Annotated in this window: 13 protein-coding genes and 1 pseudogene; 7 read left to right on the forward strand and 7 right to left on the reverse strand. The window is 69.3% G+C overall.

From position 1 onward, the window contains the following. Positions 1–22: 22 nt before the first annotated feature. From pflB to AB0K00_RS19400, 3 genes are read left to right on the forward strand one after another with little or no spacing between them, the layout of a single operon-like run. Positions 23–2,275 carry a formate C-acetyltransferase gene (gene pflB / locus AB0K00_RS19390; protein ID WP_363522518.1) on the forward strand — a complete coding sequence of 751 codons (2,253 nt, stop codon included), beginning with the start codon at positions 23–25 and terminating at the stop codon, positions 2,273–2,275. After that, positions 2,272–3,087 carry a pyruvate formate-lyase-activating protein gene (pflA, locus tag AB0K00_RS19395; protein WP_363522520.1) on the forward strand — a complete coding sequence of 272 codons (816 nt, stop codon included), beginning with the start codon at positions 2,272–2,274 and terminating at the stop codon, positions 3,085–3,087. The genes pflB and pflA overlap by 4 nt, the downstream gene beginning before the upstream one ends. A gap of 23 nt (positions 3,088–3,110) precedes the next feature. Continuing rightward, positions 3,111–3,290, forward strand: coding sequence for a hypothetical protein (locus tag AB0K00_RS19400; protein WP_363522522.1), 180 nt, complete (start codon positions 3,111–3,113; stop codon positions 3,288–3,290). 50 nt (positions 3,291–3,340) lie between these two features. Here AB0K00_RS19400 and AB0K00_RS19405 read toward each other — a convergent pair whose 3' ends face one another. Together AB0K00_RS19405 and AB0K00_RS19410 are read right to left on the reverse strand one after the other, a co-directional pair. Further along, positions 3,341–5,020: a SulP family inorganic anion transporter gene (locus AB0K00_RS19405; protein ID WP_363522524.1), complete on the reverse strand. Its 1,680-nt coding sequence runs from the start codon at positions 5,018–5,020 to the stop codon at positions 3,341–3,343. Then, positions 5,017–5,355: a metalloregulator ArsR/SmtB family transcription factor gene (locus AB0K00_RS19410; RefSeq protein ID WP_363522526.1), complete on the reverse strand. Its 339-nt coding sequence runs from the start codon at positions 5,353–5,355 to the stop codon at positions 5,017–5,019. Before AB0K00_RS19410 ends, AB0K00_RS19405 begins: the two co-directional genes overlap by 4 nt. Positions 5,356–5,629: 274 nt before the next feature. On the opposite strand from AB0K00_RS19410, the gene AB0K00_RS19415 reads away from it, so the two are divergent. Both AB0K00_RS19415 and AB0K00_RS19420 read left to right on the forward strand, forming a co-directional pair. Continuing rightward, on the forward strand, positions 5,630–6,025 hold the full coding sequence (locus AB0K00_RS19415) for a VOC family protein (RefSeq protein WP_363522528.1): 396 nt from the start codon (positions 5,630–5,632) through the stop codon (positions 6,023–6,025). A 265-nt stretch (positions 6,026–6,290) separates the two neighbouring features. Beyond that, positions 6,291–6,833 (forward strand): hypothetical protein, encoded by a 543-nt coding sequence (locus AB0K00_RS19420; RefSeq protein ID WP_363522529.1) that lies wholly within the window; start codon positions 6,291–6,293, stop codon positions 6,831–6,833. A gap of 48 nt (positions 6,834–6,881) precedes the next feature. On the opposite strand, the gene AB0K00_RS19425 is transcribed toward AB0K00_RS19420, so the two are convergent. Both AB0K00_RS19425 and AB0K00_RS19430 read right to left on the reverse strand, forming a co-directional pair. Next, positions 6,882–7,214 carry a metalloregulator ArsR/SmtB family transcription factor gene (locus AB0K00_RS19425; protein WP_363522530.1) on the reverse strand — a complete coding sequence of 111 codons (333 nt, stop codon included), beginning with the start codon at positions 7,212–7,214 and terminating at the stop codon, positions 6,882–6,884. A 148-nt stretch (positions 7,215–7,362) separates the two neighbouring features. Further along, positions 7,363–8,448 (reverse strand): helix-turn-helix transcriptional regulator, encoded by a 1,086-nt coding sequence (locus tag AB0K00_RS19430; RefSeq protein WP_363522532.1) that lies wholly within the window; start codon positions 8,446–8,448, stop codon positions 7,363–7,365. Positions 8,449–8,565: 117 nt separating this feature from the next. On the opposite strand from AB0K00_RS19430, the gene AB0K00_RS19435 reads away from it, so the two are divergent. Further along, positions 8,566–9,645, forward strand: coding sequence for a saccharopine dehydrogenase NADP-binding domain-containing protein (locus AB0K00_RS19435; RefSeq protein WP_363522534.1), 1,080 nt, complete (start codon positions 8,566–8,568; stop codon positions 9,643–9,645). A 660-nt stretch (positions 9,646–10,305) separates the two neighbouring features. On the opposite strand, the pseudogene AB0K00_RS19440 reads toward AB0K00_RS19435, so the two are convergent. Then, positions 10,306–10,722, reverse strand: a pseudogene (locus tag AB0K00_RS19440) (transposase family protein); the annotation flags it as partial. Between the two features lie 307 nt (positions 10,723–11,029). Between AB0K00_RS19440 and AB0K00_RS19445 the strand changes: the two are divergent. After that, positions 11,030–11,497: a hypothetical protein gene (locus tag AB0K00_RS19445; RefSeq protein WP_363522536.1), complete on the forward strand. Its 468-nt coding sequence runs from the start codon at positions 11,030–11,032 to the stop codon at positions 11,495–11,497. Positions 11,498–11,547: 50 nt separating this feature from the next. Here the strand turns inward: AB0K00_RS19445 and AB0K00_RS19450 are convergent, their stop codons facing one another. Together AB0K00_RS19450 and AB0K00_RS19455 are read right to left on the reverse strand one after the other, a co-directional pair. Continuing rightward, positions 11,548–12,039 carry a GNAT family N-acetyltransferase gene (locus AB0K00_RS19450; RefSeq protein ID WP_363522537.1) on the reverse strand — a complete coding sequence of 164 codons (492 nt, stop codon included), beginning with the start codon at positions 12,037–12,039 and terminating at the stop codon, positions 11,548–11,550. 59 nt (positions 12,040–12,098) lie between these two features. Then, complete coding sequence (locus AB0K00_RS19455) at positions 12,099–13,628, reverse strand: DUF2079 domain-containing protein (RefSeq protein WP_363522539.1); 1,530 nt, start codon at positions 13,626–13,628, stop codon at positions 12,099–12,101. Positions 13,629–13,790 lie beyond the last annotated feature (162 nt).

The raw sequence follows: 13,790 nt of genomic DNA on the forward strand, positions 1-13,790 counted from the left end.
AGGAACCATCGAGGAGGAACCGATGACCACCATCAGCGCGCCGGCCGAGCTTGCCGCCTGGCGCGGCTTCCAGGGCGGCCCGTGGCGCGACCGGGTCGACGTGGCCGGCTTCGTGCGGGCCAACGTCCATCCGTACGAGGGCGACGAGGGATTCCTTGCCGGTCCGACCCAGCGGACCACCCACGTGTGGGGGCTGCTGACCGCGATGTTCCCGCAGGAACGTGAGCGCGGCATCTACGACGTCGACACGCACACCCCGGCGTCGATCACCGCGCACGCGCCCGGGTACATCGACCGCGACCGCGAGCTCATCGTCGGCCTGCAGACCGACGCGCCGCTGCGCCGGGCGATCATGCCGTTCGGCGGGCTGCGGATGGTGGAGAACGGCCTGAAGGCATACGGCTACGCGCTCGACCCCGTCGTGAAGGAGATCTTCACCCGGTACCGCAAGACCCACAACGCCGCCGTGTTCGACGCGTACACGCCGCAGATCCTCGCCGCGCGCAAGGCCGGCGTCATCACCGGCCTGCCCGATGCGTACGGCCGCGGGCGGATCATCGGCGACTACCGCCGGGTGCCGCTGTACGGCGTCGACTTCCTCATCGCCGCGAAGCGCGTCGACAAGGCGTCGCTCGACGACCGGGCCGCGACCGCGGACGTCATCCGCGACCGCGAGGAACTCGCCGAGCAGTTGCGGGCCCTCGAGGAGCTCAAGACGATGGCGGCCAGCTACGGCTACGACATCTCCGGGCCGGCCCGCACCGCGCGGGAGGCCGTGCAGTGGCTGTACTTCGCCTACCTCGCCGCGACCAAGGAGCAGAACGGCGCGGCGATGTCCCTCGGGCGGACCTCCACGTTCCTGGACGTGTACCTCGAACGCGACCTCGCCGACGGCACCCTGACCGAGTCCGGCGCGCAGGAACTCGTCGACGACTTCGTCATGAAGCTGCGCATCATCCGGTTCCTGCGCACCCCCGAATACGACCAGCTGTTCTCCGGCGACCCCACCTGGGTCACCGAGTCGATCGGCGGGATGGGCGCCGACGGGCGAACCCTCGTCACGAAGACGTCGCTGCGATACCTGCAGACGCTGTACAACCTGGGCCCGGCACCCGAGCCGAACCTGACGGTGCTGTGGTCGCCGGCACTGCCCGAGCCGTTCAAGCGCTTCTGCGCGAAGGTGTCGATGGACACCAGCGCCATCCAGTACGAGAACGACGACCTGCTGCGCCGCTACAGCGACGACGACACCGCGATCGCCTGCTGCGTCTCGGCGATGCGCGTCGGCAAGGACATGCAGTTCTTCGGCGCCCGCGTCAACGTCGCCAAGGCACTGCTGTACGCCATCAACGGCGGCCGCGACGAGATGTCCGGCGCGCAGGTCGCGCCCGCGACCCCGCCGGTCGCCGGTGACGTCCTGCGCTACGACGAGGTCCTCGCCGCGTTCGACGCGACGCTGGACTGGCTCGCCCGCACCTACGTCGACGCGCTCAACATCATCCATTACATGCACGACAAGTACGCCTACGAGCGCATCGAGATGGCGCTGCACGACTACCCGGTCCGCCGGTTCCTCGCCTGCGGCATCGCGGGCCTCTCCGTCGCCGCCGACAGCCTCGCAGCGATCCGGTACGCCCACGTCGAACCGATCCGCGACGCCACCGGCCTCATCGTCGACTACGTCGTCAACGGCGAGTACCCCGCCTACGGCAACGGCGACGACCGCGCTGACAGCATCGCCGTCTGGCTGGTCGAGGCGTTCATGGACAAGGTCCGCGCCAACCCCACCTACCGCCACGCGATCCACACCCAGTCGGTGCTGACCATCACCTCCAACGTCGTGTACGGCAAGCACACCGGCAACACCCCGGACGGCCGCCGGGCCGGCGAACCGTTCGCACCCGGCGCCAACCCGATGAACGGCCGCGACACCCACGGCATGGTCGCCTCGGCCCTATCGGTGGCGAAGCTGCCCTACGCGGCGGCCCGCGACGGGATCTCCCTCACCAGCACCGTCACCCCCGACGGCCTGGGCCGCGCCGACGACGAACGGGCCACCAACCTGGCCCGCATCCTCGACGCCTACACCATGGCCGGCGGCTTCCACCTCAACGTCAACGTCCTGAGCCGGGAGGCGCTGCTGGACGCGATGGAACACCCGGAGCGCCACCCGCAGCTGACGGTCCGCGTCTCCGGCTACGCCGTCAACTTCGTCCGGCTCACCCCCGAACAGCAGCGCGACGTGGTCAACCGCACCTTCCACGGCTCGACATGAGCCTCCCAGCCGTCCCGTCAGCTGCCCCCCGTGACGGGACCGTCCGGCCGGACGCCACCTCAGGACCCCCCTCCCTGTGGCGTCCGGCCCGGGGGCGGCTGCACTCCTGGGACATCTCCACCGGCGTCGACGGGCCGGGCACCCGCTTCGTGGCCTTCCTCGCCGGGTGCCCGCTGCGCTGCCTGTACTGCCAGAACCCCGACACGTGGCACATGCGCGACGGCACCGCGACGACCGCCGAACAGGTCATCGGCCAGGTTCGCTCGTTCGTCACGTTCGTGCGGACCACCGGCGGCGGCATGACCGTCAGCGGCGGCGAACCACTGCTGCAGCCCGAATTCACCCGGGCGCTGTTTACCGGCGCCAAGGAACTCGGTCTGCACACAGCCCTGGACACGTCCGGCGCACTCGGCGCCCGCGCCGGCGACGACCTGCTCGACGTCACCGACCTCGTCCTGCTCGACATCAAGTCGTGGGACCCGGCCCGCTACCACCACCTCACCGGCGCCGAGCTCGGCCCGACCCTGGACTTCGCGCATCGCCTCGCCGACCGCGGCACACCCGTCTGGGTCCGCTACGTCCTCGTCCCCGGCCTCACCGACGACCTCGCCGACATCGACGGCATCGCCGGGTTCGCCGCCGGCCTGGGCAACGTCGAACGCGTCGACGTCCTGCCCTTCCACCGCCTCGGCGCCGCCAAGTACGACCGGCTCGGCATCCCGTTCGCGCTGCGCGACACGCCCCCGCCGGACGCCGCACTCGTGGCGAGGGTCCGCGACCGGTTCATCGACGCCGGGGTCACCGCCTACTGAACAGCACATCCGAGGAGGACGACATGCGCACCAACGTGGCCGCCGGCAGCGTGTCCGCGCCGGCCACCGAATATGGCCGCAGCCACGGGATCACGGTGATCGACGGCGGCTGCCCACTGATGTACGACCCCGCCGCCGACCTCGGCCACAAGGTGATGCGCTGCGTGCTGTCCTGCACCGGCAAGGTCCCCAAGACCGTGTGAAGGAGGACCCGGCTGGATCGAAATGCCGCTTGCTGTCGGGGGCGCCGGTGTCATCCACGTCGGGAACCTCGGGTGATGATGTGTGTCCGGGCGTGATCGATGGCGGCGGTGGTGTCGGGAAAGATCAGGCCGTCGCGGCGCAGTTCGTCGGTCACGCCGAGCGCGGTGAGGACCTGGTCGTGGCCGGTGACGACACCGGACAGCAGAACGACGATGCCGCGGCGCCGCAGATGGGTGATCGCGTCACCGAGCACGTGCGCGCCCGTGGCGTCGATGGTGGTGACCCGGGACATCCGCAGGATCACCACCCGGACGTCGGTGACCTCGGACAGTTCGATGAGGAAGTGGTGGGCGGCGGCGAAGAACAGCGGGCCGTCGAGACGATACGCCACGATGTGCTCGGCGAGCAGGCGGTGCTCCTCGGCGCTGTGGTCGCCAGGCTCCAGCGGTACCTGTTCGAGCCGGGCACTGCGGGCGACGGCGCGTAAAGCCAGGACCGCCGCCACGCCGATGCCGACAGCTACGGCGGCGACCAGGTCGAACACGACGGTCACGGTGAAGGTCAGGGCCAGCACGAGGGCGTCGCCACGGGTCGACCGGGCCAACGCGAGCAGCGTGCCGGCCTCGACCATCCGCACGGTGGTCGCCAACAGGACCCCGGCGAGCGCCGCGAGCGGGATACGGGACACCAGCGGTGCAGCAGCCAGGACGATCACCGCCAGGGCGACGGCATGGGTCAACGCCGCCAGCTTCGACCCGGCGCCGGCGCGGACGTTGACGGCCGTGCGAGCGATCGCCGCGGTGGCCGGGATCCCGCCGAACAGCGGTGACGCGAGGTTCGCCAGACCCTGGCCGAACAGTTCCCGGTCGGGGTCGTGCCGCTGGTTGACGCTCATCCCGTCGGCGACGGTCGCCGACAGCAGGCTCTCCAGCGCGGCGAGCGCAGCCACAGCGAGCGCGGAGGGCAGCAGCGTGCCGATCGCGCCGGGATCGAGGAAGCCCAGCGACGGCGCGGGCACGCTGCCCGGAAGCGCACCGATACGGGCCAGGTCGAGTGGTACGACTTCCGCCGTGATCGTTGCCGCCGCGACGGCGAGCAGGGAGAACGGCAAACCCGGCCGCAGCCGCGCGCCGAGCAGCATGATCGCCGCAACCCCGAGGGCGACACAGACGGGTGTCAGGTGCGGATCACGGACGAAGCGGACGAACGCATCGGCGGCCACTGCCCAGACCTTGTCGCCGTCGGCGCCGGTGACGCCGAGCGCGGCCGGCACCTGCTGCAGGGCGATGACGACCGCGATACCGGCGGTGAACCCCTCGATGACCGGGGTGGGTAGGTATCGCACGTAGCGGCCGAGCCGGGCCAGCGCCAACGCGATCAGGATGAGCCCGGCCAACGCGCCGACCATCAGGACACCACGAGCGCCGAACTGCTGCACCACCGGTACCAGTACCACGGTCATCGCGCCGGTCGGGCCGGACACCTGCAGGTTGGAGCCGCCGAACACCGCGGCGACCGCGCCCGCGACCACCGCCGTGACCAGGCCCGCCTGAGCGCCCAGTCCCGAGGTCGCTCCGAAGGCGAGCGCGAGCGGCAGCGCCACCACGGCCACGGTCAGTCCGGCGACCAGGTCCCGGCGCGGGGCGCGGCGCGCAGCCGCCCAGTCCGATCGCTGGGGCAGCAGGTCCGAGAGGCGCCGCCCGGCAGCGCGCAGGGGCGCCGCTGTCATCGGCCGTGTTGCCCCGCCTGGAGCTGCACCAGCAGCCCTTCCCGATCGGTCAGCACCACGCCCAAGATCCGTCGCCCGGCGGCCAGGAGGTCGGCAACGTCTGGGGTGCTCAACGCGTACACCACTGTCGACCCGTCTCGGGCGGATGTCACCAGGCCTGCTCTGCGGAGGACCGCCAGCTGCTGAGACAGGCCCGACGCCTCGATGTCGATCTCGGCCAGCAGGTCCCGTACCGGTTTCGGGCCGTCCTGCAAAAGCTCCAGCACCCGGATGCGCACGGGATGACCCAGCGTGCGGAAGAGCTCGGCCTTTGCCTGGTACAACGGCACGGACATGCGGCCACCCACCCTTCCCACCTGCGTGTGCTGCAACATGTTCAGTTTAGCAGTTGCAAGTTTGTGAAAGTTGGAAAGTCGGCGGGCGAACGGGCGGACGGTATGTCCGGGTGTCGAGTGGAACCCCGCCGTTGCCCTGACGCTGCGCTCGGCCCATCCGTGTCCGCCGAGCGTACGGTTGCATACTTCAGTAGTTGCAGACATTATCAACTGATAAAGCGTTCCGTAGGCAGGACCCGCGGAGAGGTCGCGGGGAAGCGCGCAGGAGGTTGGCGTGGGCCAGCAGGTGTACCTGCGCATCTACGCGACCGACCCACAGCGCGCGGCCACGTTTTACACCAAGGTCTTCGGGTGGTCGCTGGCCACCGGTGAGGGCCAGCGCTGCTGGGTCATCACCCCCAGTCATGACCCGCGAGTGCGTGCCGCCGCGGACGAGGGGATCACCATCCCCGCCGTCCACGTCGACGACCTCGACGCCGTGACACAGGCCGCCGTCGCCGCCGGAGGCGAGATTCTCGTGGCCCCCATGCCATTGATCGGCGCGGGTTGGCTGGCCTGCCTCGCCGACACCGAGGGCAACTTCATCGGCGTCATGCGCGACGACCCTGACGCCGACTGGCCGAGCCTGTCCGACGCCCGCCCGTTGCCGGCGCCCGGTCAAGGTGAGTAACGCGTGCCGTCGTACAGTGGTCGCCTCGGCGGTCGTGCACGCCCAGTTCGCAGTGGTGGCGCCCGCACACCAGACTCCGCCCGGCGACGAGGCTCCATCGGCGCGGATCTACCGCAGTCCAGCCACTCGTTGCCGAACACTCAGGTCGCAGCCTTCTCGCAGCCGAAGCGACCGTCGCCGGTAGCGGCGGCAATCTACCGCCCGGGTCGTGTCGGGTTGGCGCCACCACGTTGAAGCCGCGATGGGCGACTTCTAGCGTCAGGTGATGGTTCCCAGATCCTGGCTGCGCGTGCTTGCCGGTGGCCTCGGTGCAAGTCTCATGTTTGCCGGCGCCGCGCCTGCGGCGGCCGCTCCCTGTACCGGGATCCGGTGCTACAAGGTGTGGGCGGACATCACCATCGACGCGTGGACCGATCCGGGGCCCCTGACGCCCGGCAGCGTCCACAGCTACACCGTGCTGGTGACCAGCACGGGCTGGCGGACCGGTGGGCTCACCGCGCCGGTGCAGTGGCCGGGGCCCACCATCCAGGAGGTGTACGTCGTCCTGCAGCCGTCCACGCCGGAGGAGTTCCCGGTCCGCGGCGGGTCCGGCAGCGGCGTCGTCGGGTTCAGCTGCGGCGGCTACCGCGGAGGGCTCGCCTGCCTCGCCAACAACGTGCAGACGTTCACGAGCGGCGAGTTCACCCGGTCGTTCCAGGTGCCGGTCAAGCCGGGCACCTACACGACGACGATCTACGCCGACTCGGTCAACTTCACCGAATACAACGAGAACAACAACAGCGTCACCCTCACGTACACGGTCGGCTGAAACGGCGGCCACCAATCACAAGGGATGGTGGCCGCCGCAAGAACTGGACTAGTCGCCACGTGAGCGGAGTTCGACCAGCAGGCCGTCACGGTCGGTGAGGAGCGAGCCGAGGATTCTGCGGCCAGCGGCGAGCAGGTCCGCTACGTCGGGAGTGCTCAGTGCATACATCACCAGCGGACCGTCCCGGTACGACGTGACGATTCCGGCCCGCCGTAACACTGCGAGCTGTTGCGACAGGTTCGACGCCTCAACGTCGATCTCAGCCAGCAGGTCTCGGACCGGGCGGGGCCCATCCTGCAGCAGCTCCAGCACCCGAATCCGGACCGGATGGCCGAGTGTCCGGAACATCTCCGCCTTCGCCTGATACAGCGGCACCGACATTTCGCACCCCACCTCCGGCCAGCGCTCCAGCATCAAAGATTAGCAGTCGTCAGCCCCGAACCACTGATACCGAGAGTCACACCTGATCAGCCGGTGCTTGGTGGTGGGCTGCGTCGCAGCCATCGAGACAACGACTGCTGGGCGCCGCTCAAGCGCCGGCGAGGGTTGCGGTCAGCTCGGCGCGTGAGGAAACGCCTACCTTTCCGAACGTCGCTTTGATGTGGTCGCGCACAGTGTGCCGGCTCACGTGCAGTTGCCGTGCGACGTCGTCGGTGCCGTGGCCGGCCAGCAGCAGCCCGGTCACCTGGCGCTCCCGGTCGGTGAGGCCGTGCAGGGCGAAGAGCACTGGCAGCAGCTCTGCGGGGGCGGCGAGCTCCAGCATGACGGCGACTCGGGGTGGCCCTGAGGCCCCGGCGACGAGGATGTCGGCGTGGACCAGCAGCCAGCCTCCGTCGGCCAGCCGTACCCGTACCCGGGCCGGGCGGCCGGTGTGTCCGGACTGTGCCTGCAGCGCGACCATCGCCACGGGCAGCGGAGTCTCGCCCGGGCCGGACCGGGGGAGCCGATCCAGCCACCGGGTGGCCTCGGCGGTGGCCGCCTCGATCCGGCCCTGCTCGTCGAGCACGAGCATGCCGGGCCCAGCGCCGGGGTCGGCCGTCCGTGCCGTCTCTGCCGTGTGTGCGGGGCGGGCGGTGCGGATCAGGGCCGCGCGTAGGCCGTCGCCGACGTGGCGGGCGATGCCGGCGAGGTAACGCGTCTCCTCGGCACTGAACGGCGGTGCGTCAGCTGCACGGACCAGGCAGGCCAGGGCCCATGTCGAGGTCGCCGAGCGGGCCAGCAGCCGCAGTTCGTCGTGCAGGCCACGCGGTGCGTAGACGGCCTGGTGCCGGTCGCTGCGCGTCAGGTCACCGCCGGTGGCCGCGGTCAGGGTGGCCACGGTCCGCCCGGAGCGGTCCAGGTCGAGGAAACGGTTGAAGTCGTGGTCGACGAACTCACCCCGCGCCTTGGCCGCTGCCACGCTGTCCGCGTCGGGTAGGCCGAGTGTCAAGGCATGGGTCGGCAGTAGCGTCTCCGGGTCGGTGCGCATCCACGCGGCGGTGTCGTGCGGCACCACCCGGCCGATCCGCTCGGCGACCTCCTGGACGATCACCTCGGGCTCGAGCGGCTGCGCGCACAGCGCCTCGATGGCGGCCCGCGTGGCGGCGGCGCCGGAGCCGAGTCTCGCTGTGCGCATCGCCCGACCGTAGCCCGCTCGCGACCGGCCAGGCCACCCCTCACCTGCGGGATGGCCACAGCACGGCGTGGCAGACACGGTGGGTGCGTCACCCGAGGCACCGAGAAGGGAATCACCGTGAAGATCGCCGTATACGGAGCTAGTGGATACACCGGTCGGCTCGTCGCCGCGGAGCTGCGCCGTCGCGGCATCGAGGCCGTGCTGTCCGGCCGCGACGCCGGCCGCCTGCGGGAAACGGCGTACGGGCTCGGCGGCGCCGAGGTCCGCCCGGCGGGAGCCGAGGACCCCCACGCCCTCACCACCGTCTTCCGCGGCTGCGATGCCGTCATCAACTGCGCCAGCCCATTTACCGCGTTCGGCCTGGGCGTCGTCGGCGCTGCTGTCGCGGCCGGCTGCCACTACGTCGACACCAGCGCCGAGCAGGAGTTCCTCGCCGGTGTCTTCGAGCGCTTCGCCGGCGAGGCCCAGCGGGCCGGAGTTGCAGTCGTCCCGGCCATCGGTTACGACATCCTGCCCGGTGACTTCGTCGCCCATCTTGCCGGCACCGCGATCGAGCCGGTTGAGGAACTCGTCGTCGCCTACGACCTGAACAACTTCGGGATGACCCGGGGCACGCTGCGTTCCGCGTACGAGATGCTGAACGGCACCCAACTCGGCTACACCGACGGCGTTTGGAACCGGTCGCCCCGTCCAGCCCGCCGCACGGCAGTACGGTTCCCGGGCGAGACGGACGAAGCGCCTGTGATGGCCTGGCCGGGCTGCGAGGTGGTCACCGTCCCGCGGCACGTCCAAACCCGCAACGTCGAGGTGGTCATCAACGCAGCCGCCGCAACGCCGGAGTTCTCTCAGCTGTTGCAGGCACCCCCAGAGACGGCCGCCCGGGTCATCGACGCACTGCCCGAGGGACCGGCCGAGCACGAGCGCACGGCCGCGACATTCACGGTCCTGGCCGAGGCGGTAAGCGCCGACGGCAGGCTCGCAAGGGCCCTGATCCGCGGCTACGACGTGTACGGCTCCACGGCTGTCATGGCAGTCGAGGGTGCCCGCCGCCTGGTCGCCGGCGGTGACCGGACCGGCGTGCTGTCCCCGGCCCAGGCTTTCGACATCGCGGACTTCCTGAAGTTCTTGTCCGCGCACGGCTTCTCATATGAAACTCAGGTGGCGGCAAGCAGGGACTCCATCACGGCGCAGGCGTAGTCACGTCCGCGAACCTGCTCGAACTGAGGCCGTCGCCGATCTCGGTGTACTGCGAGAGCACGCGAAGCTGTTCGGGCCGATCGCGTCCCGACCCGACCGCGTGGCGACTATTGTCTAAAGTGGACAGTCAGCGCCTGGGCGGTCTGGCGGGTCGGGTTCCTAGCCGAAAGCGCGGGTCCCGATGGCCGTCTTACCGTCCGATTCGTACACAGTGATCACCCGCGGCGGCTTGCCTTCGTTCTGTCGCGACCATTCGACGGCGTCCTCAGGATTGGTGAAGTCAGGTGGATCAAGCTCCTTCTTCTTCACATACCCTCGTCGACCCTGCCCGAACGAGACGAGGATCAGGTCAGGCACCTGGTCGGGCGACCCAGCCTCGGCGGCCGATCCGTATGTTTCACCAGATGCATTCCGGGGGTAGCCGGGATCTGGGCCACTGGTCGGCACCGGACGTGCCCGTTCGGTGTTGAACAGTTGGGGGTTCGAGGCGTTGCTCGATGGGTCCATGGCGTCCATGATGCCGGGCGGTCGCCCTACCGGCACGACGGCCGGGCTGTCGGCATGGCCGACCTCAACCACGCCGGTCAGAACCAGATCAACCATCCACATGCATGAGGTTCGCTTCGCCTGCTTTACGCTGCCCGAGGTGCGCCACCGATGCCGGCCGCCGGGGTCGGCAAGCAGTTGCACGTTGACGCCGTGGCACTTGTGTTTTCCCGACTAGTACGGGCGCTGGTTCGCGACACGGTCGATCGGGATCAGCGTGCCGTCGAGGATGGCGTAGGCCAGCCGGGCCGCGCGGCGAGCGGCCGCGAGGACGTCGTCTGCCTGGGCGGTGAGCAGGCTGATGCCCTCTCGGACGTAGCGCCACGCGGTACTGGTGCCGATCGCGAACCCGTCGGCAAGTCGGGCATAGGTGTCACCGTTGCGCAGGTGGGCCAGGACCAGCAGCGCCTGGTCGCCCGGCTGCAGCCGCCGCCATCGGCTGCGACGCTGACGGCGTTGCCGGCGGATCAGGTCCGCGAGCTGGTTGAGGACGCGGGTGGACAGTGTGATCGTGGCAGGGTAGGACAGCAACGAGGCTCCTGGTCGGGGCACCGAGTCTTGGTCGACAGCTGTCGTACCGCGAGCCTCGCCCTACGTCGATCCCCACCCGCCACACCATCGGTGACCAGCACCGTCACGATGAAAATGGCTCATTGCTCAACCCCTGGTCGTTAGGGCAACGTATTTTCGTGCTGCGCGTCTATCTCGATCAGTACCTACGACAAGTTCACTTCCACCTCAACCGTTCCGGACTCAATTGACTTCATGGATGACTTGCCAACCCGGGTGGAGCGGGACGTTGCATTCGCGGCGAATGCGCCTTGGCAACGGTGACTTGATGTCCCACGATGATCTCGTGGGGAAACACGGGTGGTCGGAAGGCAGGGTCGACACCGCCGCCATGTGGTTCCTCCGCGGGCTGGGAGGTCTGCTGCTCGGTGGGGTCGTGGTGGGAGTAATTGTCGGCCTCGCCCCCTACGAACTCGACGGCCTTCAGGCCTCGTACTCGGGCATCCGGGGTCAAGTGGAGAACATCCAGTGCGCAGACCGAAACGAATGCCGTGCGGATTTCGTCGGCGACGATGGCACCCGCATCATGGACGTCCGGCTCAACGGTCTTAGCAGGTCACGACCGAGCTACAGCAGGGCGCGAGTGAGCTCGGCTGGGGCCACGGCGGCGTGGCCCGACAGCCGCTTCAACGGCGCGGGCCTCGCAGTGGTCCCGCTGCTCCTGGCGGCGGTCGGCTTGGCCGCTTACCGACGGAGTTCCGCCCAGAGCCGTCACCAACGCCTCAGCGGAACCTGATCCGGAAGCCGTATCCGTTCGCGAACGAACGGTGATGCGCAGCTCGAGTCCTACTGGTTCGCCAGGTCGTGCCGCCCGCCACCGAGGTACGGACCGGTCCACCTGAACGCTGCGGCCACATGCGTTGCACCTTCGCGAAGGTAGAAGCGATGTGCGTTGGTCCGCGCAACGCCGGACTCCAGGAAGACGTAGTTGGCGCCGTGGTCGTGCGCCCACGCCCTTGCGGCCGTCAGCAAGCTGGTGCCGACCCCTCGGGAGCGCCACTCGGGATGTACGGCGAGATCTTCGATCGAAGCCCGTCGACCGAAGCGAACCGACAGGATGTCGATGTAGACGCTGGCCACGCCGACGAGCTGATCCTGATCCGAGCGGGCTTCGAACAGCGCCACGTTCTCGTGGTCGAGGACCTGCGCGGTGCGCTCGACGGCGCGGTCGCGATCCCAATCCGAGGGACGGCTGCCGGGCGGGTCGAAGAGCCACTCCAACCCCGATACGAATTCGGCCTCGGCACCTCGCTGGAACTGCCGGATATGGATGCTCATCGGATCATTATCCTCTGCCACAGCTCGGGTCGAACGCCACCACGGCGCGGTGCCGCCAGTCAAGTGCACGGCGGGGCAGGTGGGGCGAACAGCTCAGGCACCGCGGACGGGTCGTGCAGCACCACGAAGTCCTTCTCCTGGAAGACGATCCGGTAGCCGTGGCTGCGGAGCAGTTCAACCCGTGCACGCTGATCGGCGATGCTGCAGAACGGAAATTGTGGTCGCGCAACATCGGCGATGACCCAAGGTGCCCAGCGGGGAATCCGGTCCCACAGCAGCACCTGGGTGCGGCTGGTCAGATGGGGCCCGAGACTGGATGCGGCCTCGACCAGTGCCCCGTCTGGGATCTGGGCCACGGCGTGTGCCGCCGCGCCGATGTCCTCGGTCTGCCGCCAGGTCGACGTGCGGAGCACCTCGCCGAAGGCGAAATGGGGAAGCGTCACCCCAGCGACGGTCACCACGGTGACCGCCCAGACCGCGCCGATGCGGCAGGCAGGCCAGCGGCGTTCCAGCCGGACCGCGCCGTCCACGCCCGCGCACAGCAACGGAATCACCAAGAATGCGTTGTACTGCGCACCGGTTCCCCACCAGCCTGGTGACTCCGAGAGCATCCGTTCGGCCACGAGCGGCAATGTGACCGCGAGGTAGGGCGACACCAGTGGCGTGAGCGCGCCGACGGCCAGGAGCAGGAGCATCGTGTTGATCTTCGTCGTCGGATGGGTCAAGGTGTACCAGGCGTCGAGCGGCTGGCTGACGACGTGCCACAGCACGGCCGGAGCTGTGGGACCGAGGTGGTTGTACGACCAGTAGTAGTCCGACCGACCCCCGAATGCGGGAATGATCACCTGCGTGGCGAACGCGGTGTAGGCCGGGCCACCGAGCAGGCAGCCGAGTCCGAGCAGCAGATCGCCACGTCTGGGCCGTCGGCCGCGGTACGGCAGAAGCAGGCACAGCCCGACACCCGCCAAGGCCAACCCAAGATCTTCCTTGATGCACAACACGGCTCCGGCGGCCACCGCGAGCCGCCACCTCCGGCCGACCCCGTGACGCAGCATGGAGAGCTGGTCGAACAGCACTGCCAGCAACAACGGAGCGAACGCCACCTCGTGGAAGTCGAAATTGACCGCACCGGCCACCGGCCACGACAGCGCATACGCCGTAACAACGCAGTATGCCGCGGCGGTACCCATCTCGCGCCGGGCGAACCGCCACAACGGCAAGATCGCGCAGGCCAGCAGGACGGCCTGCGCCACCAGGAGCGTGCGGGGGTCGTCATACACCAGGTACAGCGGGGCGAGCAGTACAAGGACGGGCGACACGTGATCGCCCAGCACGCTGAAGTCGGGGCCGAACCCGTTGTGGACGCCCTTGACGACCGCGACCGGAAGACGGCCTTGGGCGTACGACCGCACGGCCTGGTCGAAAATGACCAGGTCGTAGGTCGATGCGCGCCACGTGCGGTACCGATTGAGTGACACCGTCGCATACAGCAGCGACGCGGCAAGCATCAACGCGGCGAGCCCGGCAACATGGCACCGCCCACCGCGCCAGGCGATCGGTGCGCCGACCTTGTCCACGGCAGTCGCCAACCGCCACCTTGTCTCTCGCCCTGTCACACCCGCCGCCCCGCTCAGGCCGAACTCCCGCCGGGCACCGAGATCGCGACACCATACACCCAGCCGAACACCCAGCTGAGATCCTGGCTGTGCCGCGGCCGCGGGAGCGGTACGTCGACACCGGCGCCGTCAGTT

Source organism: Dactylosporangium sp. NPDC049525 (assembly GCF_040676755.1).
Taxonomy (GTDB): Bacteria; Actinomycetota; Actinomycetes; order Mycobacteriales; family Micromonosporaceae; genus Dactylosporangium.

Bases quoted from the DNA above. Each gene is read 5' to 3' on its own strand.
- pflB (WP_363522518.1), top strand. From the start codon at position 23: ATGACCACCATCAGCGCGCCGGCCGAGCTTGCCGCCTGGCGCGGCTTC.
- pflA (WP_363522520.1), top strand. From the start codon at position 2,272: ATGAGCCTCCCAGCCGTCCCGTCAGCTGCCCCCCGTGACGGGACCGTC.
- AB0K00_RS19400 (WP_363522522.1), top strand. From the start codon at position 3,111: ATGCGCACCAACGTGGCCGCCGGCAGCGTGTCCGCGCCGGCCACCGAA.
- AB0K00_RS19405 (WP_363522524.1), bottom strand. From the start codon at position 5,020: ATGACAGCGGCGCCCCTGCGCGCTGCCGGGCGGCGCCTCTCGGACCTG.
- AB0K00_RS19410 (WP_363522526.1), bottom strand. From the start codon at position 5,355: ATGTCCGTGCCGTTGTACCAGGCAAAGGCCGAGCTCTTCCGCACGCTG.
- AB0K00_RS19420 (WP_363522529.1), top strand. From the start codon at position 6,291: ATGGTTCCCAGATCCTGGCTGCGCGTGCTTGCCGGTGGCCTCGGTGCA.
- AB0K00_RS19425 (WP_363522530.1), bottom strand. From the start codon at position 7,214: ATGTCGGTGCCGCTGTATCAGGCGAAGGCGGAGATGTTCCGGACACTC.
- AB0K00_RS19430 (WP_363522532.1), bottom strand. From the start codon at position 8,448: ATGCGCACAGCGAGACTCGGCTCCGGCGCCGCCGCCACGCGGGCCGCC.
- AB0K00_RS19445 (WP_363522536.1), top strand. From the start codon at position 11,030: ATGTCCCACGATGATCTCGTGGGGAAACACGGGTGGTCGGAAGGCAGG.
- AB0K00_RS19450 (WP_363522537.1), bottom strand. From the start codon at position 12,039: ATGAGCATCCATATCCGGCAGTTCCAGCGAGGTGCCGAGGCCGAATTC.